Genomic DNA, 23,482 nt, shown 5'->3' on the forward strand with positions numbered 1-23,482 from the left:
CTTCAAGAATGGATAATTAAGCTGACTGCCGAGGCGCAGGGCTCGTTCCATCGGATGTGCGGTGATTCAGCGGAATTTCGGGCCCGAGCGGGTGTTGTTGCCCTTGGCCATGCGGTCGTACAGCACGACGTTGACGGTGGCCGCCAGGTTCATGCAGCCAGTGGTCGGAATGTAGACCACGTCTTCGCACCACTCGCGAATCTCTTTGTCCAGCGAGCCGTCTTCGGGGCCGAAGATGTAGAGGGCGCGATCCGGGTGCGTGTATTCCGGCAGTGAGCGGGCGCCGTCGACCAGTTCCACAGCGACCGGCACACAGCCCAGGGGCAAGATTTTCTTCAGATCGTCGATGCCGATCAGCGGAATGTCGTAGTGGACTTTCTTGGTGTCGGTGACGAAATCGGCGGCGCGTTCATAGCGCTTGCCGGTGTAAAACACCGACGCCACGCCGTAGCAGCCGGCGGCGCGCATCACCGAACCGACGTTCTCCGGTGATTTGGGGTTATACAAACCAATGCAGCTGTACCGTTTGTCTGCCACGAGCGGGGTGCCTTCGGGAAAAAAGCGCGATTATACGGGGATTGGGGGGAGGGTGGTCAGTGATCATTCCCACGCTCTGCGTGGGAATGCCGCCAGGGACGCTCCGCGTTCCGCTTTCGAATGTGACGCAGAGCGTCACGGGATGCCTTCCCACGCAGAGCGTGGGAACGATCAGTAGGGGGTTACTCGTCCTTCTTCATCAACCCCGCCAAAGCGGCAAACGGGTTGTGCGTCGCTTTGGCAATCTTCGGCGTACTCAGTGAGCCTTCGTCGAAATACTGCTGATCGGTATACCGGGAGTGTTCGTTGTCGTGGCAATACAGGCACAACAGTTCCCAGTTCGAGCCGTCCTGAGGGTTGTTGTCGTGGTTGTGGTCGCGGTGGTGCACGGTCAGTTCGCTCAGGCGCTTGCCGGAGAACTCGCGGGCGCAGCGGCCGCACACGTGGGGGTACATCTTCAGGGCCTTGTCGCGGTAACCCATTTCCTTGTCGCGCTGGTTATCGGCGAGGATGCGGTCCAGCTTCGATGTGTTGGTTGGGGTGGACGAACTCATGGGTTCACCTTTGTAAAAAAGACTGATGACGGTTATGCGTTGAAGTTTAGCCTAGCCCTTGAGCTTCTCGGCAATCCAGATGGTGTGGCGGGTGCCTTTGTTGCCGTGGGCGAAGACTTGCACTTCTTCAGCCTTGAAACCAGCCTTCTTCAGCTTGTCGGAAAACTGCCGGTCAGCGCTGGCCGACCACACCGCCAGCACGCCTTTTGGCCGCAGGGCCTTGGCACACGCGCTCAGGCCGCCCGCAGAGTAGAGCCAGCTGTTGGCCTTCTGGGTCAGGCCTTCAGGGCCGTTGTCGACGTCGAGCATGATCGCATCGAAGCCCTGCGGCTCGGCTTGCAGCACCTTGGCCACGTCTTCCATGCGGATCACCGTGCGCGGGTCGAGCAGCGGGTTGCCGGCTTTTTCTCCCAGCGGTCCACGGTTCCACTCCACCACGCCGGGCACCAGTTCGGCGACCACCACTTCAGCCGTCTTGCCCAAATGCTTGAGCGCCGAGGCGAGGGTGAAGCCCATGCCCAGGCCGCCGATCAACACACGCGAATTCGGCCGACCGGCGACCTTGCGGCAGGGGATCTCGGCCAGGGCATCTTCCGAGCCGTGCATGCGGGTGTTCATCAACTGCCCGCCGTCGCCGCCCTGAATCTTGATGACGAAGTCCTCGCCGTATTCGAACAGGCACAGGGCACCGCCGTTTTCAGGAATGGGGGTGGTGTCGAGCAGAACGAAACGTTTCATGGGGCGCTCTTGAGGAGAAATTGACAGACGGAAGAAGGCAAACGAGCGCGGTTGGGAGTAGCCTGCAAAAGACCACAAGGCCAACGGAGCCATTGATGAAGCGCACCATTCTAACGGTCATTGCCCTGGCCGTGCTCTCGATAACTGCAGTGCAGGCCCAGGAGCTGCAAACCATCCCCACCAGCCCCTCGCCGCTGCCTGGTTCACCCGGCACCGCCACCCCGACGCCGTACCCGCAGATTACCCCGACCACTGTGCCCAGGACCGGCAGCGGTGGGCCACCGTTGTTGCCACCGATCGAAATGCCCAACCCGCCCAAGGACCAGACCTTGCCGGGCCTTGAGCCAGGCACGACCAAAATCAAATCACCAGGCGGTTAAACCTGTTGCAAGAGCAATTGCCCATCAGCCATGCGCAAGCGTTTGGAGAGGGAGACGGCGAGGGCGCGGATGATCTTGGCGGCGATTTTCGGTGCGTCGTTGAGCATCTTCTCCAGGGAGTCCTTGCCGAGGTTGAGCAACTGGCAGTTGCTCGCCGCCACGCAACTGGCTGAACGCCGTTCGCCATCGAGCACGGCCATTTCGCCGAACGCCCGACCGCTGCGCAAGGTGGCCATGGTCACCCGTTGCCCGTCGCTGTTGGTTTTCTGCACCGCGACCTGGCCGGTGTGGATGATGCACATGAAACTGCCGGCATCGCCCTCACGGAAAATCTCTTCGCCTTCGGCGATGGTGCTGATGCTGAAATAACCCGAAGCCGCCACGAAGTCGGCCGGCAGCAATTGATCGAACAGGCCGCAGTCCATCAGCCAGTCGCGAATTTCTTTGTTCAGTAAGGTCGGTTCTGACATGTCGTCACGGTCTTTTTCTTGTGGTCTTTTGCGGGCTCAATCATCCCCTGTGGGAGCGGGCCGGCGTCTGGTGTTAAGACCGGAACACCGGGCCAAGTTCCTCAGGCAATGCCCAAAACCTTTAAGACAAACGCGTATTCGAGGGCTACGTCACGTAATCCCTGGTAGCGACCGCTCATCCCGCCATGCCCGGCGCCCAATTCAGTCTTGAGCAGCAGGGGGTTGGTGTCGGTTTTGGTCGCACGCAATTTCGCTACCCACTTGGCCGCCTCCCAGTACTGCACGCGACTGTCGTTGTAGCCGGCGATCACCAGCGTCGCCGGATAAGCTTGCTCAGTGACATTTTCGTACGGGGCGTAGGCCTTGATCCGCTCATAAACGTCCGGTTCTTGGGGGTTGCCCCATTCGTCGTATTCGGTGACGGTCAGTGGCAGTTCCGGGTCGAGCATGGTGTTGAGCACATCGACGAACGGCACTTCGGCAATTGCCACGCCGAACAGCTCCGGCCGCTGATTGAGCACCGCGCCGATCAGCAAGCCACCCGCGCTGCCGCCGCTGATTGCCAGCTGCGATGAGGTGGTGAAGCCGTTGATGATCAGGTGTTCGGCGCAGGCGATGAAGTCGCTGAAGGTGTTGTGCTTGTGTTCCTGCTTGCCGGCGCGATACCAGGCTTCACCCAGTTCACCGCCGCCGCGTACGTGCGCGATGGCAAACGCCATGCCGCGCTCCAGCAGGCTCAGGCGGGCGTGGGAGAACCATGGGTCGAGGCTTTCGCCGTAGGCGCCGTAGCCGTACAGATAAAGCGGCGTCGGCTTGCCGAGGAACTCGCGTTTGACCACCAGACTGATCGGCACTTGCGTACCGTCCGGTGCCGTCGCCCAAAGTCGTTGGCTGACGTATGCATCGGCGTCGAACGGGCCGAGCACCGGGGTTTCCTTGAGAACTTTCTGCTCGCCCGAGGTCAGAATCAGTTGGCGGATTTGCGCCGGGCGGTTCAAGGCTTCGTAGCGCAGACGGATCCTGTCGCTGACAAACTCCAGGCTGTTTTGCACATGCAGGCTGTAGGCCGCGTCTGGCAATTGCACGCGATACGGCACCAAATCCCGTGGATAAACTTCAATGATCGGCAGGCCGCCTTCACGCAGGCTCAGGGTCATGGCCTCGGCGTTCAGGCTCATGCCTTCGATCATGACGGTGTCGCTGTGGGGAATCAGGTTCTGCCAGTCGGCTTCGGTCGGCGCGACGCCGGTATCGACGGCCTGGTACAGGGCGAAGTTGATGCCGTCGCGGTTGGTGCGGATCAGCCACGTCCACTCGCCATCGAGTTTGCCGTGGTCGACATCGTACTCATGGTCTTCGACCCGCGGCGCCAGACAGGTAAAGGCCTGATGCGGCAGCGAGGCATCGAGCGCCCAGACTTCACTGGTGGTCTTGCTGCCCAGCGACAACAGCAATTGCCGTTCGGAGCTTGAGCGGTAGCAATGCAGGAAGAATCGGCCGTCCGGCTCATGGAACACTTCTTCGGCCGCGGTGCCGTCCAGCCGATAACGGAACAGTTTGTGCGGGCGATGGGTGTCGTCGAGTTCGCCGAAGAACAGCGTCAGGCTGTCATTGGCCCAGGTCATGCTGCCGTCGCAGTTCTGAAACTCCAGTTCGCTGACGCGGCCGTCGGGTAATTCCTTCACGAACAGCGTGTAAATCTCCTCTCCCGAGGAATCGATGCTGTAGGCCAGGCGCTGGTGGTCCGGGCTGATGCTGAATGCGCCCAGGGAAAAGAAACCGCCCTTGGCCAGCACGTTCGGATCCAGCAGCAGGAGTTCCTGGCTTTCGTCAATGTGCAGGCTGCCATCGGCCGGGCGCGGGCAGCGGTAGTGGCGGGCGTATTCGTCGCCGGCGGTGGTGCGGGTGTAATACAGGTACGGACCCCAGGGCGATGGCAGCGACAGATCGGTTTCGAGAATCCGCCCCTTGATCTCTTCGAACAGGGTTTCGCGCAGCCCGGCCTGATCGGCGGTTTGCGCCTCTTGATAGCGGTTTTCAGCTTTCAGGTAATCGAGCACTGCGTCGGTGTCGCGCTCCTGCAGCCAGGCATACGGGTCATCGCCCTCGGCCTTGTGGGCAATGGGCGCGTCGGAAACGTTGGCGGGTAGGGGCATGAAGGACTCTCGAACGTTGTACGAAATTGGAGGATCGCAGACGGCGGGGCAGCCTGATGTGCGAAAAGTCGTTACTATAAGCGCCTCTTTGCCTGCCTTGCCATGGACACCATGACCGAGAACGACTATCTGATCGCTTGGGGCCTCTACGCCTTTGCTGCTTTGGGCTGCCTGTTGGTGTGGATGCGCATGACCCGCTGGATGTGGCGCTGGCTGCGTGAGCCGCTGCGGCTGCTGATGGTGGTGTTGCTGTTCAGCCCGACCATCATCGACCCGGTGAAGGAAAAGGTCGCCCCGGCCATTGCCATTACCGCCCTCGATCTGCTGTTCAAGGTTGGCAACAACGCCTGGCGGGCGATTTCCGACCTGTTCATGTACGGCATGATTGCCTTCGGCATTTATCTGGTATTCGTGGCGATCCGTTTCCCCATCGAGCGTGCGTCCATCGCTCGCAAAGAGCGGGCGGCGGCCGCCAAGGCTGCGGTGCGGGCCGACGAGCCTGAAAACGATCAACCGTTCGGCGGTGCCGGCGATGATCGTTACGGCCGGCCACCGGTGCCGAGCAACCCTCAGCGTTTGCGGGTAGAACCGCGTTTGTAACCGTGCCCCTGCCTTTCATCGAGAATCCGAGCATGTGTGAGTTATTGGGCATGAGCGCCAATGTCCCGACCGATATCGTGTTCAGCTTCACCGGGCTGATGCAGCGCGGCGGCCGCACCGGGCCGCACCGTGACGGTTGGGGTATCGCTTTCTATGAAGGCCGCGGCCTGCGGTTGTTTCAGGACCCGGCGGCGAGCAGCGAGTCGGAAGTGGCGAACCTGGTGCAGCGCTATCCGATCAAAAGCGAAGTGGTGATCGGCCACATCCGTCAGGCCAACGTTGGCAAGGTCTGCCTGTCCAACACCCACCCGTTCGTGCGCGAGTTGTGGGGGCGTAACTGGTGTTTCGCCCACAACGGCCAGTTGGCCGATTTCAGCCCGACCGCCAGTTTCTACCGCCCCGTCGGCGATACCGACAGCGAAGCGGCGTTCTGCGATTTGCTCAACCGCGTGCGTGCTGCGTTCCCCGAGCCAGTGGACATCGAAGAACTGCTGCCGGACCTGGTGGCCGCCTGCGCCGAGTACCGCAGCAAAGGCGTGTTCAACTGCTTGCTCAGCGACGGCGATTGGCTGTTCTGCTACTGCTCGACCAAACTGGCGCAGATTACCCGCCGCGCCCCGTTCGGCCCGGCGCGCTTGAAGGATGTCGATGTGATCGTCGACTTTCAGGCCGAAACCACGCCCAACGACGTGGTCACGGTGATCGCCACCGAACCCTTGACCGAAAACGAAACCTGGACCCGCTACGAACCGGGCCAATGGAGCCTCTGGCGACGCGGGGAATGCGTCAGCCAGGGCAAGACCGAATAAGGATCTCTCCCCCCATGTTGCTCAGTTATCTACGGCTGGTGTTGTTTGCGGCAGGCCTGTTGATCGGTGTCCAGGTGCCTGGGTTCATCAGCGACTATGCCAAGCGGGTCGAGGCGCATCTGATCGAGGCGCAGAGCGGTTTGAGCGGTTTTCAGGGCACTGCCAATCAGTTTTTCAAGGGCGATATGCAGGCGCTGGTGGCCCATTACCGTGCCAGCGAAGACCCGATCTTTCGCAGCGATGCCGACAGCCTGAGCACCTTGCTCACCCGTCAATTGGCTTTGGACAAGCAATTCCAGGCCATGCAGGGCCCGTGGTACATCCGCTTCCTGCAAGTGGTGCTGGCGGCCGACCCGGACATTCGCAAGGAAACCTGGAACGGCTACAGCTACCAGATCCTGCTGACGCCGCAAGCGATGATTTGGGGCATGAGCGGCGCGTTGCTGCTGTCGTTCGGCATTGAATGCCTGTTCCGACTGATCGACTGGGTGGTGCTGGGTGGCAAGCGTCTGCGCCAGAGCCGGCCGATTGAAGAGCGGGATTTGCGCGGGTTGTAACCCCGGAGCCGGCGATTGCCGCGACACGGTCTGCCTGGCAGATCGCATCGCTGGCAAGCCGGCTCCTGTTTTTACCAGTCGACCGAGTAGCTCATGCTCAGGGTGCGGCCTTCGGCGTTGGCGTACGGCGCTCTGGCGTTAGCCTGAGTGAACAGGTTCTGGTAGGTGCGGTTGGTCAGGTTGTACACGCCGCCTTCAAGACGACCGACCGGCAGTTGCACGGAGCCGAGCAGGTCCACCAGCGTATAGCCTTCGATCTCGCGTCCGTTGTTGTCCTTGGCGGCAGCGTCATAACTGGACAAATGCATGCCTTGCAGGCGCAGGGTGTAGTCGTCTTCGGTGTAGCCAACGAACAGGGTGGTCTTGGCGGGTGAGATGCGCGTGGCTGGCAGATCGATCCATTTGCCGTTCTGCTCGGTCTCGCCTTTGGCCCAGGCATAAGTGCCACCCACCGACCAGTGATCGGTCGCGCGGTAGGTCAGGCTGTTTTCGATGCCGCGAACTCGCTCTTTCTGGTTGATCAGGCGCAATACGCGATCATTGGCATCGTAGAACTGGGTCACGTCCGAGGTGTTTTCGTACACGGTGACGTCGGCCTGCCACTGGTCCCAGTTACCGCGCCAGCCCAGCTCGTAACTGTCGACCTTGATGGCTTGGGCGTTGAGGCTCTGAATGTCGAAGGTGCTGCTGACATCACGCATGAAGCGCTGGATATCCGGCAGCGAAAACCCCTGGCTGTAATTGGCGAAGATGTCCTGGTTTTCACTCAGGTGGTAGACCGCCCCCAGGTTGTACAGCGTGGCATCGTATTTGAGGGTGTCACCGGGCAGCGTTGCGCGTATGCCGGTCTGAACGATCTGACCATAAGCGATGCTGTCGGAGACGTCGCTTTCGATCCATTCACGGCGCACACCGCCACGCAAGGTCCAGTCACCGATGTCCCAGGACATCTGCCCGAACAGCGATTTGGTGGTGGTTTCGATATCCGGGCCCAGCTCGTAGGTGGTGCCGGTCTTGGTATAGGTCAGGCCATTTAGTGTGTACTGATCACCTCGTTGACGGGAGCGCTCATTATCATAATCAGCCCCCCAGACCAGATTACCCGTGGCACTCCCGATCGCCGGCAGCGGCGTGTCGATGGCCGCGCGCAGGCCGTAGACGTCCTGCACACTGTTGTTGTCGGAGATCCCGGCCCTGCCTCGCGACAGGTCCGGAAAGAACAGTGCATCGGCTCGGCGCCAGTAGCTTTCCAGTTGCAGACCCTGACCGTAGAAGTCCTTGTCGGTGTAGTTGAGGTTGACCGCCTGGTTATGGGTATAGGGTTGGTCGTCGAGTTTCAGCCCCTTGACTGCCACGGCTTCCTGCCGGTTTGTCGGGTCTTTTGTGTAGCCAGTGTCCTGCTGGTCCTTGTAGTCCTGCAGCGACAGGCTGAGTTTTTTGTCGGCATCCAGTTCGTAACCGAAACGACCTTGCAGGTCATAGGTTTCGGTATCCATGTTGCTGCCCTGGGAGGTGTCTTGAGGGATGCGGTTGCCGTTGCCGTCGTACTGATCGTTGCGCTGGGTCAGGTCGGCAGACACATACCAGTCCAACGCATCCTTGCGCCCGGTGGCACTCTGGAAAACTTCGTAGGCGAAGCCTTTTCTGTTGAGGTTGTTGCCGCTGGTCAGGCCCAGTTTGCTGCTGTAAGCAATGTCCTGGCCCTGATTGCGTTTGGTGATGATGTTGATGATGCCGCCTGAAGCACCGGCGCCGTAGATGCTGCTGGCGCCGGAGATCACTTCGATGCGTTCGATGCTGGCCGGGGCGATGCTGTTGAGCTGGCGGAAGTTGTCGCGCGTGGCGTTCTGCGATACGCCGTCGATCAACACCAGCATGTTGCGCCCGCGCAGGGTCTGGCCGAAGTTGCTCATCCCGCCGCTGGCCGGCGCAATACCCGGGACCAGTTGCCCGAGGATGTCGGAGACCCGGCGACCCGCGCCGCTCTGCTCACGGACCTGCTGTTCGTCGATCACTTGGACCGAGCCCGGAATCGAAGCAATGCTCGCTTCGCTGCGAGTCGCGGAGACGACGGTGGCTTGCATGTTCAAGGTGCCGGGCTGCTGCTCGGTTTCCTCGGCCCAGGCCTGGGCGCTGAAGGTGCCGAGTAGCGGGATCAGCAGGGAGAGTTTGGTTCGGGTCATGACGTAGTCTTTTTTAGTTGTGATAAGTGTGGGGCGATAAGGTCGAGCGGTCAGGCGCGGAGCTGAACGAGCGCACCCAGCGAATGCCGATGGCGGCTATGGCGTAGGTCAGCGCCACCAGCCAGAAACTGTGGGCCAGGCCGACCAGGCCCATGCCGATCCCGCCAAGGACGACACCGAGCAGGGCTCCAGCCTTTGCCGCGCTGTTGCCGAGGCCGAGCGCGAAGCCCTGCTGGTTTACGGAAATGGTGTTGGCGATCAGTGCATAGGCGACGGGCAGCAGGGCGCCTTGCCAGATGCCCCAGACGAGTCGGCTGACGAGAAACCCCAGCCATTCGTTGGCCAATGCCGTGGCCGCCAGCGTCAGGGCACACAGCCAGGCCACGCCTTCGATGACGCGCAAGGTGTAGGCCGGCTGCCAGCGGTCGAACAGGCGTCCCCACAGCGGCGCGCAAATGGCCAGGGTCGCGGCGCTCGCCGCGTAGGTGGCGCCGATCAGCCAGCTTGGGGCCTGCAGAATGTTCGCGACGTACAGCGCGTAGAACGACTGCGGCATCATCTTCGCCGCCTGAATCAAGACGATCACCAACAGGATTGCACTGAGCCAGCCTTTGGGCAGGGCAACCGGCTCAACAGGTTTCTTCTTCGAGGTGCGCGCCTTGTCGGCCGGCAGGAAAAAACTCCCCAGTGCGCACAGCAGGCAAATCGCTGTCGCGCCATAACACAGCAAGGCAAACCCCGAGATGTCCATCAGCCAGCCACCCAGCACCGGGCCGATCAACGAGCCGACGGCGGTTGCCGATTGTAGGCGGGCCAGGGTGTGACCCCGTCTGGCATTGTCGCAGCAGGCCAAGGCATAGGCTTGCGCGGCAGCGAGAAAACCGGCCAATGCGCCTTGCATCACGCGAATACCCACCAGCAGCCACGGGTCGAGAGTGATGGCCGCCAACCCCTGGCACAGCGCGAGGGCCAGCAACGCCCGAACAATCATCGGTTTGTGTCCGGTGCGATCCCCCAACCGGCCCCACAGGGGGGTCAGGAGCATGGCCGCCAGCATCGGGCCGGCATAGACCATCGCCGATAACAGCACGGTGTAGCCGGCGCCCTCCGGCCCGAGCAGATGCTGGATCTGCAAGGGCCAGAACGGGCCGCTCATTTCCATGGCGCCCATGGAGACAAACTGGATGACGATCAGCAGTCGCAGGGCGCGACCGTCAGCGAGCATGGGTGTTGGGTCGCAGCGGGTTACTCAGGCGTCCGACGATGTCGGCATGACTGTCGAGCAAGCGCATGCGCATGAACGATTTGGCGGGCCAATCCTGTTCCAGCAAGGCTTGGCGTTCGCTTTCCCAACGTGCCGGTTCAACGTGCTCGCGCAAGGTCTCGAAGCACTGTGCAACGTGCGCTGCCAATCGCTCCCACAGGATATTTTCCGGCACATTCCAGTGACGGGCACAAAGCAAAGTCAGCTCACCGAGGTGGCACATGAAGGTGGTGTGCAGGAGTTTGTCGCGGACAAAGCCTGCGTCGTCATACAGGGTCATTTTCGGATCGTGCAACCGGATATCCAGACCCTTGGCGTGCAGGGTTTTGCGATCGATACGAACGTCGCCGAAATCACGCAACAGCAGTCGATTCAACTGCCCGTCAGCGCCCATCACCATGAAGCTGTTTTGCTGATGCGCTTCGAACGCCACGCCATACATCAGGTAAATGCCCAGCAGACTCGGCACGGCAATCGCCAGGTAATCATCGAAGAACGCCAACATGGCTTCGCTGTCGTCCCGGCCCTGAGCCAGTCTTACCCAATCACGCAGCAGCGGTTGTTCGAATTCGTTGACGGCGAACAGGCTGCCGACCGGCACCGCCAACTCGCCTTCTTGCAGCAGGGTCTGCGGGTTGTCGCGATACAGCACAGCCGCATGCCGGGAGTGCTCGTCATCGGCCGGCAGTGGTGCGTAGTGCACGCCGATGCGCTCTGGAACGATGTTCAGCAGACGCTGAATCTGCGGCTCCTGATCGAGAATATTCAATATCAGTTGGCTGATGCGCGGCCCCATCCGGGCCGAGCGCGGCGACACGGTGCGCTGCACGCTGGTCAGGCGCAAAGCCACTGGCAGTTTGACCATCGGTGCCGTGCGACTGGCCTCTGGCAGGACCGTGCGGAAGGACATGGTCGGGTGGCCGGTAAACGCAACGATGTCAGTGACGATCAGCAGGTTGTCGGCGATCTCGTTGGCGAACGAATGTGGCAGCTCTTCATGGGCTTGCCATGGGTGTGACGGAAGCGGGAGGTAGTCCTTTGCGTCCAGGCCCAGTTGCTGCAAATGGCGTTGCAATTGCTCGGCGGCCTGTGGGAAGTGACCTTGCCACCAATCCCAGTAGTCCATGGTGCCCGCCAGCGCTTCAACATGAGCGTACTGGCGGTGCAGGGCGCACAGGACAATCGGAAAACTCGCTTCGAATTCTGGCGAGAAAGCGATGACCTGAGCGGCGCTCAAGCCCAGTTTGGTCTTGTAGTTCGGGTGCCACGGATGGCCGAGCGTGCCCCACTGTTCGAGCAGTGACGTCGGGTTCTGGTGGCCGGGGCCGGCTTTGAGCCAGGCGAGCAGATTGTCGTCGTACCCGGTGTCGATCTGCTCTCTCAGGCGCTCGGTCCATCCATGGTGAAACGCCAGGCACAGGGTGTCGTTGCTGAAACTGTCATCCAGCTCCCGGGCCAGACGTTCCAGGACCTGTGGGGAGGCTGGCGGGTTGAGCTGAGTGCTGAGGTGAGCGAGCAGCTCGCTGGGCAACTGGATTTTTTGCGGCAGTGTGTCGGGGGTGTGCAGGACGATGCTGCCGCGTACGTCCCAGCTATTCATCCTTCCACCCGACAAGTGCTCGAAGCAAAGGTGCGCGCCATCGCCAAGCGGCAGCCAGCAACGGCTGGCGTCGTCATATTCGCAGGTGTCGGGGTTGATCAGCTCTTCACGAAACAGCGCCTGGATCAGGCGTTGGAAGCAGCGCTGGGCGGCGGGCTCCAGGGCATTGCTCAAATGATCGAGAGTGATGCGGTGGGACTGGAAAGCCTGAGTGCCGAGAGCTTCGCTCCAGTGGGCGAGCAATTGCTGCTGTTTTTGCGTGTAGCCGCGCATCAGGTCCGACTCCTTCGGGACAATGGATTAGCTGAAAGCGCGCAAAGAATACCGTTTTGAAAAATTAATGCAAATGATAGTGGTTCATATTTACAGTTTGGAAAATGTCTTTCAGATCCTGCTCTGAGGTTGGCTCAAGACGATGTAGTGTTCGCCCATTTTCTGCGCATAGCGCTCCACGACTTGCTGACACAACGTCACGATTTCTTCGACCCACTCCACGCCCATCCGCCATGACACCACCACCTGCAAATTCGGCGGGCGTTGATCCATGGCCAGCAAGGTCAACTCTCCCCGGGCCAGTTCCTCGGCCACCAGCACCGGCGGCAGGGCACCAATACCGAAGCCGTCCCGCAATAAACGAGTAATTGCCGACACTGAATTCACACAATTGAGCCGTGGCGCCATGACCCCGTTGGCCTGCATCAGGCTCAAGACGTCCTGATGCGGACGGGAGTTTTTCGAATAGGTGATGATCCGCTCCCGTGCCAGGTCGGCGACACCTGAATATTCACGGTTGTAGATGGAGTTGCTGGCCACGATCCAGCCCATCGGATGGCTGGCCAGCTCCAGGCTGCGCACGCTTTCCTGGCGCAGCAGGTCGGTTTGCAGGATCAGATCGAGAAAGCCTTTTTGCAGCTGATCGCAGAGGTTGAGCGCGGTATCGGCCACCAGCTCGATTTCCACCAGCGGATAGTGATCCATCATCTGCGCCACCAACGGGCTGAGCCAGGTGTGGATCACCGTGTCCATGACGCCGATACGAACCCGTCCGACCTTGCTCGAGCGCGTCTCGATCGCGTGCTTGAGCGCCTGCATTGTGTCCATCATCTGCTCGGCATATTCGAGCACTTTCAAGCCTTCGGGGGTCAGGCTCACGCCGCGGGAGTCGCGCAGGAACAGCTTCACTCCAAGCTCACTTTCGAGCACGGCGATACGGCTGGAAATCGATGCCTGGGTGGTGAAGAGCTTGTCGGCCGTCAGGCGAAAACTCTTGAGTCGGGCGACCCAGACAAACGTCTCGAGAAACTTCAGGTTCATGGGGTCAGCTCGTGGATAAAATTTTTCTTATGTCTAGGGCGGGTTTTTATTAGTTGGACGCAGCAGGGCCAACCGCCCAAAAATCAGGCCATCCGGTTCCCACGATAGGCGTCGTCGGGGCTCAGAACAATACCAATAAAATATGCACGGAGATTTTGCCATGAGTGCGCCCGACACCCTCGACATCCCCAAAGCCACGGCTCGCCCGGGACCTTTCGACTGGTACCGCAACATCAATAAACAAGAGCGTCGCACGTTCTGGAGCTGCAAGATCGGCTATGGCCTGGACGGCATGGACACCCAGATGCTCAGCTTCGTGGTACCGACCCTGATTGCCATGTGGGGCATCACCACCGGCCAGGCCGGGCTGATTCACACCAGCACCCTGATCGCCTCGGCCATCGGTGGCTGGGTGGCGGGGATTCTCTCCGACCGCATCGGTCGGGTGCGCACCCTGCAACTGACGGTGCTCTGGTTCGCCTTCTTCACGTTCCTCTGCGGCTTCGCCCAGAACTACGAACAACTGCTGATTGCGCGCACCTTGATGGGCTTCGGCTTCGGCGGTGAATGGACGGCTGGCGCGGTGTTGATTGGTGAGGTGATCCGCGCCAAGGACCGTGGCAAAGCGGTCGGCATGGTGCAATCGGGTTGGGCATTGGGTTGGGGGCTGACGGCCATTCTGTATGCGCTGCTGTTCTCGGTGTTGCCGCCGGAAGACGCCTGGCGAGCGCTGTTCATTCTCGGCATCGTGCCGGCGATTTTCGTGATCTTCGTCCGTCGCCTGGTCAAGGACCCGGAAATCTACCGTGAAGCCAAGGCCAGGCAAGAGCCAAGCAACCCGGCGAAGTTCTACGAGATTTTCGCCCCCGGCATCCTCTTCACTACCATTCGCGCGTCGATACTGACCACCGGCGCCCTCGGCGGTTACTACGCGATCACCTCGTGGCTGCCGACCTTTCTTAAAAACGAACGGGGCTTGAGCGTACTCGGCACGGGCGGTTATCTGGCGATGGTGATCATCGGGTCCTACGTCGGTTACGTGATCAGCGCGTATTTGACTGACATCCTCGGCCGTAAAAAGAACTTCATTCTGTTCGCGGTTGGCTCGTTCACCATTGTTCTGCTCTACACCCAATTGCCGGTCAGCAACGGTGTGATGCTGTGGTTGGGCTTTCCATTGGGCTTCTTTGCATCCGGTATTTTCAGCGGCATGGGCTCGTTTCTGACCGAGCTGTTTCCGACGCGGATTCGCGGCTCGGGCCAGGGTTTTTGCTACAACATCGGTCGGGCGCTGGCGGCGTTGTTCCCGCTGCTGATCGGCTTGCTCAGTCAGAAGGTGCCGTTGAGCGTGGGAATCGGGGCTTTCGCGGCGGTGTCCTACGGGGTGGTGATCCTGGCGGCACTGAGCCTGCCGGAAACCCGTGGCAAGCAACTCGACGCCGAATAACCGAATGTCCGGTAACTGATAATCTGAGGGGCATATGCCCTTCAGCTAAAAAGAAAAAGCCTACAGGAGTGTTCACCGTGAACCGCCTGCTATTGAACTGCGACATCGGCGAGAGTTTCGGTAACTGGACCATGGGTCTGGACGCCGAGGTCATGCCCTTCATCGACTGTGCCAACATCGCCTGCGGCTTCCACGCCGGCGACCCGAGCATCATGCGCAAGACCGTCAGCCTGGCCCTGAGCCACGGCGTGCAGATCGGCGCGCACCCGGCCTATCAGGATCTGGTCGGTTTCGGCCGCCGCTCCATGGCGTATACCGCCCAGGAACTGCAAGACCTGTTGCACTACCAGATCGGTGCCCTCGACGGCATTTGCCGGGCTCAGGGCGGGCGGGTGAGTTACGTCAAACCCCACGGCGCGATGTACAACGACATGATGGCCAACCCGGCGCAATTGCGTGCGGTGATTCAAGCCGTGGCGGCCTATGACCGGACGTTGCCGCTGATGCTGATGGCCACCCGCGACAACAGCGCTGCCCAGCAATTGGGCGATGAGTACGGCGTGACGTTGTGGTTTGAAGCCTTCGCCGATCGCGCTTACGACAGCGCCGGAAGGCTGGTGTCGCGGCAACTGCCGGGGGCGGTGCATCACGATCCGGAGAAAATCATTGAGCAGGCGCTGATCATTGCCCGCGGTGACAACCTCACGGCCAGCGATGGTAGCGCCTTGCATTTACAGGCCAACACCCTGTGCGTACACGGCGACAACGCCAGTTCGGTGGCCGCCGTGCAGCGTATTCGCCAGGCCTTGAATCAGCAGAGCGCATCATGAAACCACGGGTGGAAGTGGTGGCGCTCGATTGCCTGATGGTGCGCCTGTTCGATGAAATTGCCGAGACCAACATGCCGTGGATGCTCGCGGCCAGCGAAGGCCTGCGAGCTGCGTTCGGCGAGTATTTGATCGATCTGGTGCCGTCCTATACAACGTTGATGGTGCATTACGATTTGACGGCGTTGAATCCCGCTCAGGCCCGGGAATTGATCGCCCAAGCCTTGATCGATCTGTCGCCCAACGCCCGCACCCGTGGCCAATGTCATGTGCTGCCGGTCTGGTATGACTTGAGCGTTGGTCCGGAATTGAACCTGTTGTCTCAGCGCAGCGGATTGGCGGTGAATGAAGTGATCCGCCGCCACAGCGAACACGAGTATCAGGTGTTCGCGCTGGGCTTCGCGCCGGGGTTCGCCTTCATGGGGCTGGTGGACGAAGTGTTGGCCGCACCGCGTCTGAGTACCCCGCGTAAAAAAGTCGCCGCCGGCAGTGTCGGCATCGCCGAACGCCAGACGGCGGCTTATCCGGTGGTGTCCCCCGGCGGCTGGAACCTGATCGGCCGCACCCCGGCCAAATTGTTCGACCGCGAACGTGACGGCTACAGCCTGATGCAACCGGGCGACACGGTGCGCTTCGAAGCGGTCAGCCATGCCGAATTCATCAAGCTGGGCGGTGACGATACGCCGTTGGAGGCCCTGGCATGAGTCGATTGACGATTGAAGCAAGTACGCCGCTGTGCCTGTTGCAGGACGCTGGGCGGTTTGGCGTGCGGCATCTGGGTGTCACTCAGGGTGGCGCACTGGATTGGCGGTCGATGTCATGGGCCAACTGGCTTCTGGGCAATGGGCTGGATGCGTCGGTGATTGAAATCACCCTCGGCGGATTCAGCGTTGTCGCCGAGGAAGATTGCCTTTTGGCGCTGGCCGGGGCAGACCTTGGTGCGCAACTGGACGGTCAGGCACTGGCACCATGGCGCAGTTTCAAACTGCGCAAAGGTCAGCGTTTGCGGTTCAATCAGCCGTTGCTGGGCGCGCGGGCTTATCTTGCGGCACCGGGCGGGTTTGATGCGCCGAAAGTGCTGGGCAGCAGCGCGACGGTGGTGCGTGAGGAGCTGGGTGGCCTCGACGGGATGGGCCGGGCGTTGGCCAAAGGTGCTTCGCTGAACTACTCGAGGGAGGCGCCGCTGCTGGTACGGGAGCTGTCTGACGAGCACGTCCCGGATTTCAAGCTCGACTCACCACTTGACTTGGTGATCGGCGCGCAAATCGGTGAGTTCAGCGGCCAGAGTCTGTTTGACGCGTTCAACAGTGTATGGACCCTCGACAGCCGTGCCGATCGCATGGGCATTCGCCTGTTAGGCACGGCGTTGCAGTACCAGGGCAAACCGATGATTTCCGAAGGCATCCCGCTGGGCGCAGTGCAGGTGCCGCCGGATGGGCAGCCGATAGTGCTGCTCAATGACCGGCAGACCATTGGCGGTTATCCGCGGTTGGGTGCGTTGACGCCATTGGCCTTGGCGCGGCTGGCGCAGTGTTTGCCGGGGGCGAAGGTGCGGTTGAAACCGGTGGTGCAGGACGTCGCGCATCGTGAACACGTCGAGTATTTGCGCAGGTTTTAACTGTGGCGAGGGGGCTTGCCCCCGTTCGGCTGCGCAGCAGTCGTAGAACCATTGCATGCGGTGTGTCTGATACATCGCGATTGCAGATTTTGGGGTCGCTTCGCAACCCAACGGGGGCAAGCCCCCTCGCCACAGGTGCAACGCTTTACTTGGAAAGAAACCGCATCCCTTCCTCCAACCCCCGCAACGTCAGCGGATACATCTGATCGTCAATCAAATCCCGCACGATGTTGGTCGACGAGGTATAGCCCCACGTGTCTTTCGGGTACGGGTTGATCCAGATGAGTTTCTTGTATTTTTCCTTGAAACGTTGCATCCACACGTAACCGGCTTCTTCGTTCCAGTGCTCCACGCTGCCGCCGGCCTGGGTGATTTCATAGGGCGCCATGGCGGCGTCACCGATGAAGATCACTTTATAGTCGGCGCCGTACTTGTGCAGCAGGTCCTGGGTGGCGGTGCGCTCGGAAGTGCGGCGCATGTTGTTCTTCCACACCGATTCATAAATGAAGTTGTGGAAGTAGAAGTACTCCAGGTGCTTGAACTCGGTCTTGCACGCCGAGAACAGTTCTTCGCAGATCTTCACGTGGGCGTCCATCGAACCGCCGATGTCGAACAGCAGCAACAGCTTGACGGTGTTGCGCCGCTCCGGACGCATCTGGATGTTCAGTAACCCGGCATCGCGCGCGGTGTGGTCGATGGTACCGTCGATGTCCAGTTCTTCTGCCGCACCCTGACGGGCGAATTTACGCAGGCGACGCAGGGCGACCTTGATGTTGCGCGTGCCCAGTTCCACCGAATCATCGAGGTTCTTGTACTCGCGCTGATCCCAGACTTTGACCGCTTTGCCTTGACGCTTGCCGGCATCGCCAACCCGGATGCCTTCCGGGTTGAAGCCACCGGAGCCGAACGGGCTGGTGCCGCCGGTACCGATCCATTTGTTGCCGCCGGCGTGGCGTTCCTTCTGTTCTTCCAGGCGTTTCTTGAACTCTTCGATCAACTTGTCCAGGCCGCCGAGGGACTGGATCGCGGCCCGTTCTTCATCGCTCAGGGAACGTTCGAATTCCTTGCGCAGCCAGTCTTCGGGGATCAACGCCTGAAGGTGATCGTCGAGCTTTTCCAGACCATTGAAGTAGGCACCGAACGCCCGGTCGAACTTGTCGAAATGCCGTTCGTCCTTCACCAGAATCGCTCGGGACAGGTAATAGAACTCGTCCATGTCGGCGAAGGTTACGCGCTGTTTCAGCGCGTTGATCAGGTCCAGCAGCTCACGCACCGAGACCGGCACCTTGGCTGCGCGCATTTCGTTGAACAGATTGAGCAGCATGGCGATTGCCCTTTCTTAGCGAGTACCGCGACGGCTCATGAACGCCAGACGCTCGAGCAATTGCACGTCTTGTTCGTTCTTCACCAGAGCGCCTGCCAATGGCGGGATGGCCTTGGTCGGATCGCGTTCGCGCAGCACCGCTTCGCCGATGTTGTCGGCCATCAGCAGTTTCAGCCAGTCCACCAGTTCGGAGGTCGAGGGCTTCTTCTTCAGGCCCGGCACCTTGCGCACGTCGAAGAATACGTCGAGGGCTTCGCTGACCAGGTCTTTCTTGATGTCCGGGTAGTGCACGTCGACGATCTTCTGCAGCGTCACGCGATCCGGGAACGCGATGTAATGGAAAAAGCAGCGACGCAGGAAAGCGTCCGGCAGCTCTTTCTCGTTGTTGGAGGTAATGATGATGATCGGACGCTTTTTGGCCTTGATGGTCTCGTCGATTTCGTAAACGTAGAACTCCATCTTGTCGAGTTCTTGCAGCAAGTCATTGGGGAACTCGATGTCGGCCTTGTCGATTTCATCGATCAGCAGAATCACCCGCTCTTCGGACTCGAAAGCCTCCCAGAGCTTGCCCTTTTTCAGGTAGTTACGAACGTCGTGAACCTTGTCCACACCCAGTTGCGAATCCCGCAGGCGGCTGACCGCGTCGTACTCGTACAGGCCTTGATGGGCCTTGGTGGTGGACTTGATGTGCCAGGTAATCAACTTGGCGCCGAAGGACTCGGCCAGTTGCTCGGCGAGCATGGTCTTGCCGGTGCCTGGTTCGCCCTTGACCAGCAGTGGCCGCTCCAGGGTGATGGCGGCATTGACCGCCAGCTTCAGGTCATCGGTGGCGACGTAGGCCTGGGTGCCTTCGAACTTCATCTGCTAATCCTCGAACGGTAACACCGACCTGAACGAGGCAGGGCGGGGCGCAATAAATGGTCAGGCTCGACTATAACGCGCTGTCCAGTCGACTGTGAACGCAGACGGCTTATTCAGTCTCTGAATAGAGGGTCACTTGGTGACTCACCCCGCATCCGGCTTGGGCCGTTCATACTGGGCATTGAACGCCTCGATGAAACCATTACGCAAAATCTGCAAAAACGCCTCGAATGCACTGACATCTCGCTGATGCACGCTGCCCCTGAGCTGGACGCGCGTGGCGAACTGGTTTTTCGGCTGGTTCTTCAGCACGTTTTCGGTGCCGCCGACGAGCGCTTCCCAAATGGAGCGGAAAATCCCTTTGTCCTTGTTTTCTACATCCTGTTGCCAGTTGAACACATCGACGTCGTGCAATAGCGGTTTGATGTAGCCAGTGAGTTGACCCTTCTTGGCCTCGGCTTCGATGACCAGGTCGCCATGGCCGGCGTTGAAGTCGAACTTGCCGTAGGCCGCGGCGAAGTCGTTCATTCGTTTGAGTTCAAGGTCCTTGGTGCGCAGGCGGAACTGGAAGTCCTGGAAGTCGCTCAGCGGATCGAAAGTCGCCGTGGTTTCCAAGGGCGCATGCCCCAGCAACAGCGCCTTGCCGTCGAAACGCGCATCACGCTTGCCTTTTTTGTCGACCACATTGGTCAGGTTGTAAATGCTGGCATTGACCTGGGTGGCATTCATGTTCACGGGCGGTTTGGAATGGAAGTTTCGAAAGGTGATCCGGCCATCGTTGATCCGCACTTCGTTCAAGGTGATCGGCAGCAATTTTTCCAATTGTGCTCGCCAATCGGTGCCTTCACCGGTCTGGGAGTTTTTCTTGTTGGCGCCACCATCGACAAAGTTCACTTCGGGTTTGTCGAACTGCACCTCAGCCACCACGGCGTGGTCGTACCAGAGCGAACGCCAGCTGACGGAAAGGTCGATCAATGGCGCGTTGACGAACGGCACCGGGACCTTGCCTTCGACCTTGACGATTTTCAGTCCGTTGATTTTGTAGGCGCCACGCCACAGGGCCAGGTCCACGTCGGTGATCTGCCCGCGGTAGTCACCCATGTTGGCCAATCGCTCGTTCAGGGAGTCACGCACCAGATAGGGCAGGGCGATGTGCAGGGCAACCAGCAGTAAAACAAGGCCGGCTAGAGTCCACAGCGGCCAACTGTATCGACGCTTCATGGCGGCAAATCTCAGGCGGTGTAATGCGATTGACTGCTGTGGCAGCTGGACGTTCGACTGACTGGACGACCATGAGTAACAGGCATACCTTGGTGGGCTAATTCAACGCGGTATAAGGACCCAGCCATGAGCCGTATCTATGCTGACAACGCCCACTCCATCGGTAATACGCCGCTGGTGCAGATCAACCGTATCGCCCCGCGCGGTGTCACCATTCTGGCCAAGATCGAAGGGCGTAACCCCGGTTATTCGGTCAAGTGCCGGATCGGCGCGAACATGATCTGGGACGCCGAGAGCAGCGGTAAACTCAAGCCAGGCATGACCATCATCGAGCCGACGTCGGGCAATACCGGTATCGGTCTGGCGTTCGTTGCCGCCGCTCGCGGTTACCGGCTGGTGCTGACCATGCCGGCGTCCATGAGCATCGAACGACGCAAGGTGCTCAAGGCCCTTGGCGCCGAGCTGGTGTTGACGGAGCCGGCCAAAGGCATGAAAGGCGCGATCGAGAAGGCCGCCGAAATCCTCGCCAGTGACCCGTCTACTTACTTCATGCCGGGGCAGTTCGACAACCCGGCCAACCCGGCCATCCACGAAAAAACCACCGGCCCGGAAATCTGGAACGACACCGATGGCGCAGTCGACGTGCTGGTGGCGGGCGTCGGAACGGGTGGAACCATCACCGGGGTTTCGCGGTATATCAAGAATACCCAGGGCAAACCGATTCTTTCGGTAGCGGTGGAGCCGCTGGTATCGCCGGTAATCACCCAGAAACTTGCCGGGGAAGAGATCAAGCCGAGCCCTCACAAGATTCAGGGCATCGGCGCCGGTTTTGTGCCGAAGAACCTGGACCTGTCGATGGTTGATCGTGTGGAGTTGGTCAGCGACGACGAATCCAAGGCGATGGCCCTGCGCCTGATGCAGGAAGAAGGGATTTTGAGCGGCATCTCTTGCGGCGCGGCCATGGCGGTGGCTGTGCGGTTGGCCGAAACCCCGGAAATGCAGGGCAAGACCATCGTGGTCATCCTGCCTGACTCTGGCGAGCGCTACCTGTCGAGCATGTTGTTCAGTGATCTGTTTACCGAACAGGAAAATCAGCAATAACGTTTACGGCTGCTTCGCTGCCAAAGCGAGGACAAGCCTCCTTGCCACAGGGGTTGATTCAAGTCAGCCCCCGTTCAGGAACCCTATGTTAAGAAGTGTTTATTGCGTAATCCTTAACACTGAATGTTGAGTTATGCGGGTTTTTCCCGAGGCCGGTAGTGTTTATCATGGCCGACTGCCACGTCGGGTAAATGGCGTTGTGCGGAGTTACTTATTATCAAGGAGTTGTAGATGAGCTTTTCCTTTGTCGCGAAGGCGTCGGTGTTGCTGCTGTTCCTGGCCAGCACGCTCTATGTGCACTTGCGTGGCAAGGCGCGTTTGCCGGTCCTGCGTCAGTTCGTCAATCACTCAGCCCTGTTCGCTCCCTATAACGCCTTGATGTACTTGTGCTCCGGCGTGCCCTCCAAACCCTATCTGGACCGCAGCAAGTTCCCCGAGCTCGACGTGCTCAGGGACAACTGGGAAGTTATCCGCGACGAAGCCATGCACTTGTTCGACGAGGGCTACATTCGCGCTGCCGAAAAGAACAATGACGCTGGCTTCGGTTCGTTCTTCAAAAAGGGCTGGAAGCGTTTTTACCTCAAGTGGTACGACAAACCATTGCCGTCGGCCGAAGCCCTGTGCCCGAAAACCGTGGCGTTGGTCAGCGGCATCCCGACTGTCAAAGGCGCCATGTTTGCGCTGCTGCCCGGCGGCAGTCACCTCAATCCGCATCGCGACCCGTTCGCCGGTTCTTTGCGTTATCACCTGGGTTTGTCGACGCCCAACTCCGAGGATTGCCGCATCTTCGTTGACGGCCAGGTCTATGCCTGGCGTGATGGCGAAGATGTGATGTTCGATGAAACCTACGTGCACTGGGTCAAGAACGAAACCGGGCAAACACGTGTCATCCTGTTCTGCGACATCGAACGCCCCTTGAGCAACCGCCTGATGACGCGCATCAACCGTTGGATCAGCGGCTGGCTGGGGCGCGCTACTGCGCCGCAGAATCTTGACGATGAACGCGTTGGCGGGATTAACCAGGCCTATGCCTGGAGCAAGAGCTTCAGCGACAAACTCAGCGGAGTGGTCAAGCAGTGGAAGCGTCGCAACCCTAAGGCCTATCGCGTGCTGCGACCGGTGTTGGCGGTGGTGGTGTTGACGTTGCTGGGGTATTGGTTGATTGGTTGAGGCCGACCATGGAATGAAAAAACGCTCCTTGGGAGCGTTTTTTGTCCGTGAGCTTTAGGGCCGCCCGGCAAGCAGGCTAGGCTCTTCGGTTTCGGTCCCCGTCGCAATAACCTGCAGAGTGCGCCGTTGACTGGTTGTCAGCTCTACAGCAATGGGCTTGTTTTCTGTTGTGGGTGAGCTTTTCTTTGTGGGGGACTTTTTAATTACTTTGCGCATCTTCCCTCCGATATTGGTTATTAATTGAACAGTTTTCACGATGCTAGGCTCTCCAGTGCTTTGACAAGTCGGTTTTCAGCATCGAAATAAAAGCCCAGTTGTTGGTAAATGGAAGTTGCACCCTCCAGCGGCTCCTGAACTTCAATGAACCTGCTGCCGATGATTTGGGCGTACTGTTCGATAACCAACATAGCCAATGGCGCAATACGGTTTTTCAGAGGGTGGACTCCACGTGGACATCCCTCCAATCGCACGATGCGGATTCGTTGCCGACTGTTGTTTGGGTTTGCGAAGCATAGTCCGCACAGTTCTTCATCGAACCAAATGGCGAGGTCCAGAGCCAAGGGTTCCCTCGCCTTCTATCCCACGACCTCACCCCATGAAAAGTGTGGATCGTCCCAGAGCTCAAAAGCATTGCAATCCATGTCACGCGCTGGTTATAGTCCGCGCTCGGTGGTTTGCTGAACCACCGTTCCACCCATCAAGAAAGATCAGCCCATGCCAGCTTCCCTTATCAACGCGGTAGTCGATTCAG

The 23,482-nt window shown here is 59.8% G+C and carries 23 protein-coding genes; 10 read left to right on the plus strand and 13 right to left on the minus strand.

Annotation, left to right across the window (positions count from 1 at the left end; genetic code table 11):
• Positions 1-66: 66 nt before the first annotated feature.
• From HCU66_RS18375 to HCU66_RS18385, 3 genes are all read right to left on the minus strand, one after another.
• Complete coding sequence (locus tag HCU66_RS18375) at positions 67-537, minus strand: RNA methyltransferase (protein WP_052966455.1); 471 nt, start codon at positions 535-537, stop codon at positions 67-69.
• A gap of 182 nt (positions 538-719) precedes the next feature.
• Positions 720-1,091: a YajD family HNH nuclease gene (locus HCU66_RS18380; RefSeq protein ID WP_084323260.1), complete on the minus strand. Its 372-nt coding sequence runs from the start codon at positions 1,089-1,091 to the stop codon at positions 720-722.
• A 51-nt stretch (positions 1,092-1,142) separates the two neighbouring features.
• Positions 1,143-1,829 (minus strand): spermidine synthase, encoded by a 687-nt coding sequence (locus HCU66_RS18385; protein ID WP_007898703.1) that lies wholly within the window; start codon positions 1,827-1,829, stop codon positions 1,143-1,145.
• A gap of 95 nt (positions 1,830-1,924) precedes the next feature.
• Here HCU66_RS18385 and HCU66_RS18390 point away from each other — a divergent pair, with 95 nt between their 5' ends.
• Positions 1,925-2,209, plus strand: coding sequence for a hypothetical protein (locus HCU66_RS18390; protein WP_205889816.1), 285 nt, complete (start codon positions 1,925-1,927; stop codon positions 2,207-2,209).
• On the opposite strand, the gene HCU66_RS18395 is transcribed toward HCU66_RS18390, so the two are convergent.
• Both HCU66_RS18395 and HCU66_RS18400 read right to left on the minus strand, forming a co-directional pair.
• Positions 2,206-2,679: a cyclic nucleotide-binding domain-containing protein gene (locus tag HCU66_RS18395; RefSeq protein ID WP_205889817.1), complete on the minus strand. Its 474-nt coding sequence runs from the start codon at positions 2,677-2,679 to the stop codon at positions 2,206-2,208. The genes HCU66_RS18390 and HCU66_RS18395 overlap by 4 nt on opposite strands.
• Positions 2,680-2,780: 101 nt before the next feature.
• Complete coding sequence (locus HCU66_RS18400) at positions 2,781-4,835, minus strand: S9 family peptidase (RefSeq protein WP_205889818.1); 2,055 nt, start codon at positions 4,833-4,835, stop codon at positions 2,781-2,783.
• 102 nt (positions 4,836-4,937) lie between these two features.
• Between HCU66_RS18400 and HCU66_RS18405 the strand changes: the two genes are divergently transcribed.
• The 3 genes from HCU66_RS18405 to HCU66_RS18415 are packed head-to-tail and all read left to right on the plus strand — an operon-like array spanning position 4,938 to position 6,801.
• Positions 4,938-5,435, plus strand: a complete 498-nt coding sequence (locus HCU66_RS18405) for an MFS transporter (RefSeq protein WP_205889819.1) — start codon at positions 4,938-4,940, stop codon at positions 5,433-5,435.
• Positions 5,436-5,467: 32 nt separating this feature from the next.
• Positions 5,468-6,244: a class II glutamine amidotransferase gene (locus HCU66_RS18410; RefSeq protein ID WP_205889820.1), complete on the plus strand. Its 777-nt coding sequence runs from the start codon at positions 5,468-5,470 to the stop codon at positions 6,242-6,244.
• Positions 6,245-6,258: 14 nt separating this feature from the next.
• Entirely contained in the window at positions 6,259-6,801 is a 543-nt protein-coding gene (locus HCU66_RS18415; RefSeq protein WP_205889821.1) for a DUF2937 family protein, read from the plus strand.
• Between the two features lie 71 nt (positions 6,802-6,872).
• Here the strand turns inward: HCU66_RS18415 and HCU66_RS18420 are convergent, their stop codons facing one another.
• The 4 genes from HCU66_RS18420 to HCU66_RS18435 form a co-directional block, all read right to left on the minus strand.
• Positions 6,873-8,984: a TonB-dependent receptor gene (locus HCU66_RS18420; protein WP_205889822.1), complete on the minus strand. Its 2,112-nt coding sequence runs from the start codon at positions 8,982-8,984 to the stop codon at positions 6,873-6,875.
• A 13-nt stretch (positions 8,985-8,997) separates the two neighbouring features.
• On the minus strand, positions 8,998-10,209 hold the full coding sequence (locus HCU66_RS18425; RefSeq protein WP_205889823.1) for an MFS transporter: 1,212 nt from the start codon (positions 10,207-10,209) through the stop codon (positions 8,998-9,000).
• Positions 10,199-12,121 carry an IucA/IucC family protein gene (locus HCU66_RS18430; protein ID WP_205889824.1) on the minus strand — a complete coding sequence of 641 codons (1,923 nt, stop codon included), beginning with the start codon at positions 12,119-12,121 and terminating at the stop codon, positions 10,199-10,201. Before HCU66_RS18430 ends, HCU66_RS18425 begins: the two co-directional genes overlap by 11 nt.
• Before the next feature lie 111 nt (positions 12,122-12,232).
• Positions 12,233-13,162 (minus strand): LysR family transcriptional regulator, encoded by a 930-nt coding sequence (locus HCU66_RS18435; protein WP_205889825.1) that lies wholly within the window; start codon positions 13,160-13,162, stop codon positions 12,233-12,235.
• A 160-nt stretch (positions 13,163-13,322) separates the two neighbouring features.
• Between HCU66_RS18435 and HCU66_RS18440 the strand changes: the two genes are divergently transcribed.
• From HCU66_RS18440 to HCU66_RS18455, 4 genes are all read left to right on the plus strand, one after another.
• Positions 13,323-14,609 (plus strand): MFS transporter, encoded by a 1,287-nt coding sequence (locus tag HCU66_RS18440; protein WP_007934112.1) that lies wholly within the window; start codon positions 13,323-13,325, stop codon positions 14,607-14,609.
• 77 nt (positions 14,610-14,686) lie between these two features.
• The gene (locus HCU66_RS18445) at positions 14,687-15,439 is read left to right on the plus strand and encodes a 5-oxoprolinase subunit PxpA (protein ID WP_123501100.1); all 753 of its coding nucleotides are present in this window, start codon (positions 14,687-14,689) and stop codon (positions 15,437-15,439) included.
• The gene (locus tag HCU66_RS18450; protein WP_205889826.1) at positions 15,436-16,140 is read left to right on the plus strand and encodes a 5-oxoprolinase subunit B family protein; all 705 of its coding nucleotides are present in this window, start codon (positions 15,436-15,438) and stop codon (positions 16,138-16,140) included. Before HCU66_RS18445 ends, HCU66_RS18450 begins: the two co-directional genes overlap by 4 nt.
• Positions 16,137-17,054, plus strand: a complete 918-nt coding sequence (locus HCU66_RS18455; RefSeq protein ID WP_205889827.1) for a 5-oxoprolinase subunit C family protein — start codon at positions 16,137-16,139, stop codon at positions 17,052-17,054. Before HCU66_RS18450 ends, HCU66_RS18455 begins: the two co-directional genes overlap by 4 nt.
• Positions 17,055-17,199: 145 nt before the next feature.
• Here HCU66_RS18455 and HCU66_RS18460 read toward each other — a convergent pair whose 3' ends face one another.
• The 3 genes from HCU66_RS18460 to HCU66_RS18470 all read right to left on the minus strand — a co-directional run bounded on the left by HCU66_RS18460 (position 17,200) and on the right by HCU66_RS18470 (position 20,460).
• Positions 17,200-18,378: a vWA domain-containing protein gene (locus tag HCU66_RS18460; RefSeq protein ID WP_205889828.1), complete on the minus strand. Its 1,179-nt coding sequence runs from the start codon at positions 18,376-18,378 to the stop codon at positions 17,200-17,202.
• 15 nt (positions 18,379-18,393) lie between these two features.
• Positions 18,394-19,239 carry an AAA family ATPase gene (locus HCU66_RS18465; RefSeq protein WP_019580803.1) on the minus strand — a complete coding sequence of 282 codons (846 nt, stop codon included), beginning with the start codon at positions 19,237-19,239 and terminating at the stop codon, positions 18,394-18,396.
• Positions 19,240-19,383: 144 nt separating this feature from the next.
• Positions 19,384-20,460, minus strand: coding sequence for a DUF748 domain-containing protein (locus tag HCU66_RS18470; protein WP_205889829.1), 1,077 nt, complete (start codon positions 20,458-20,460; stop codon positions 19,384-19,386).
• A 126-nt stretch (positions 20,461-20,586) separates the two neighbouring features.
• On the opposite strand from HCU66_RS18470, the gene cysK reads away from it, so the two are divergent.
• The gene (gene cysK, locus HCU66_RS18475; RefSeq protein ID WP_205889830.1) at positions 20,587-21,561 is read left to right on the plus strand and encodes a cysteine synthase A; all 975 of its coding nucleotides are present in this window, start codon (positions 20,587-20,589) and stop codon (positions 21,559-21,561) included.
• 231 nt (positions 21,562-21,792) lie between these two features.
• Positions 21,793-22,731, plus strand: coding sequence for an aspartyl/asparaginyl beta-hydroxylase domain-containing protein (locus tag HCU66_RS18480; RefSeq protein ID WP_205889831.1), 939 nt, complete (start codon positions 21,793-21,795; stop codon positions 22,729-22,731).
• Between the two features lie 251 nt (positions 22,732-22,982).
• Here HCU66_RS18480 and HCU66_RS18485 read toward each other — a convergent pair whose 3' ends face one another.
• Entirely contained in the window at positions 22,983-23,291 is a 309-nt protein-coding gene (locus tag HCU66_RS18485) for a hypothetical protein (protein WP_338136441.1), read from the minus strand.
• Between the last annotated feature and the right edge of the window lie 191 nt (positions 23,292-23,482).

This window comes from Pseudomonas frederiksbergensis (genome assembly GCF_017114915.1).
Taxonomy (GTDB): Bacteria; Pseudomonadota; Gammaproteobacteria; order Pseudomonadales; family Pseudomonadaceae; genus Aquipseudomonas; species Aquipseudomonas frederiksbergensis_I.

What these genes read in the sequence shown, in the direction of transcription:
- HCU66_RS18380 (WP_084323260.1), bottom strand. Translation starts at nt 1,091, where the DNA reads ATGAGTTCGTCCACCCCAACCAACACATCGAAGCTGGACCGCATCCTC.
- HCU66_RS18385 (WP_007898703.1), bottom strand. Translation starts at nt 1,829, where the DNA reads ATGAAACGTTTCGTTCTGCTCGACACCACCCCCATTCCTGAAAACGGC.
- HCU66_RS18390 (WP_205889816.1), top strand. Translation starts at nt 1,925, where the DNA reads ATGAAGCGCACCATTCTAACGGTCATTGCCCTGGCCGTGCTCTCGATA.
- HCU66_RS18395 (WP_205889817.1), bottom strand. Translation starts at nt 2,679, where the DNA reads ATGTCAGAACCGACCTTACTGAACAAAGAAATTCGCGACTGGCTGATG.
- HCU66_RS18400 (WP_205889818.1), bottom strand. Translation starts at nt 4,835, where the DNA reads ATGCCCCTACCCGCCAACGTTTCCGACGCGCCCATTGCCCACAAGGCC.
- HCU66_RS18405 (WP_205889819.1), top strand. Translation starts at nt 4,938, where the DNA reads ATGGACACCATGACCGAGAACGACTATCTGATCGCTTGGGGCCTCTAC.
- HCU66_RS18410 (WP_205889820.1), top strand. Translation starts at nt 5,468, where the DNA reads ATGTGTGAGTTATTGGGCATGAGCGCCAATGTCCCGACCGATATCGTG.
- HCU66_RS18415 (WP_205889821.1), top strand. Translation starts at nt 6,259, where the DNA reads ATGTTGCTCAGTTATCTACGGCTGGTGTTGTTTGCGGCAGGCCTGTTG.
- HCU66_RS18420 (WP_205889822.1), bottom strand. Translation starts at nt 8,984, where the DNA reads ATGACCCGAACCAAACTCTCCCTGCTGATCCCGCTACTCGGCACCTTC.
- HCU66_RS18425 (WP_205889823.1), bottom strand. Translation starts at nt 10,209, where the DNA reads ATGCTCGCTGACGGTCGCGCCCTGCGACTGCTGATCGTCATCCAGTTT.
- HCU66_RS18430 (WP_205889824.1), bottom strand. Translation starts at nt 12,121, where the DNA reads ATGCGCGGCTACACGCAAAAACAGCAGCAATTGCTCGCCCACTGGAGC.
- HCU66_RS18435 (WP_205889825.1), bottom strand. Translation starts at nt 13,162, where the DNA reads ATGAACCTGAAGTTTCTCGAGACGTTTGTCTGGGTCGCCCGACTCAAG.
- HCU66_RS18440 (WP_007934112.1), top strand. Translation starts at nt 13,323, where the DNA reads ATGAGTGCGCCCGACACCCTCGACATCCCCAAAGCCACGGCTCGCCCG.
- HCU66_RS18450 (WP_205889826.1), top strand. Translation starts at nt 15,436, where the DNA reads ATGAAACCACGGGTGGAAGTGGTGGCGCTCGATTGCCTGATGGTGCGC.
- HCU66_RS18455 (WP_205889827.1), top strand. Translation starts at nt 16,137, where the DNA reads ATGAGTCGATTGACGATTGAAGCAAGTACGCCGCTGTGCCTGTTGCAG.
- HCU66_RS18460 (WP_205889828.1), bottom strand. Translation starts at nt 18,378, where the DNA reads ATGCTGCTCAATCTGTTCAACGAAATGCGCGCAGCCAAGGTGCCGGTC.
- HCU66_RS18465 (WP_019580803.1), bottom strand. Translation starts at nt 19,239, where the DNA reads ATGAAGTTCGAAGGCACCCAGGCCTACGTCGCCACCGATGACCTGAAG.
- HCU66_RS18470 (WP_205889829.1), bottom strand. Translation starts at nt 20,460, where the DNA reads ATGAAGCGTCGATACAGTTGGCCGCTGTGGACTCTAGCCGGCCTTGTT.
- cysK (WP_205889830.1), top strand. Translation starts at nt 20,587, where the DNA reads ATGAGCCGTATCTATGCTGACAACGCCCACTCCATCGGTAATACGCCG.
- HCU66_RS18480 (WP_205889831.1), top strand. Translation starts at nt 21,793, where the DNA reads ATGAGCTTTTCCTTTGTCGCGAAGGCGTCGGTGTTGCTGCTGTTCCTG.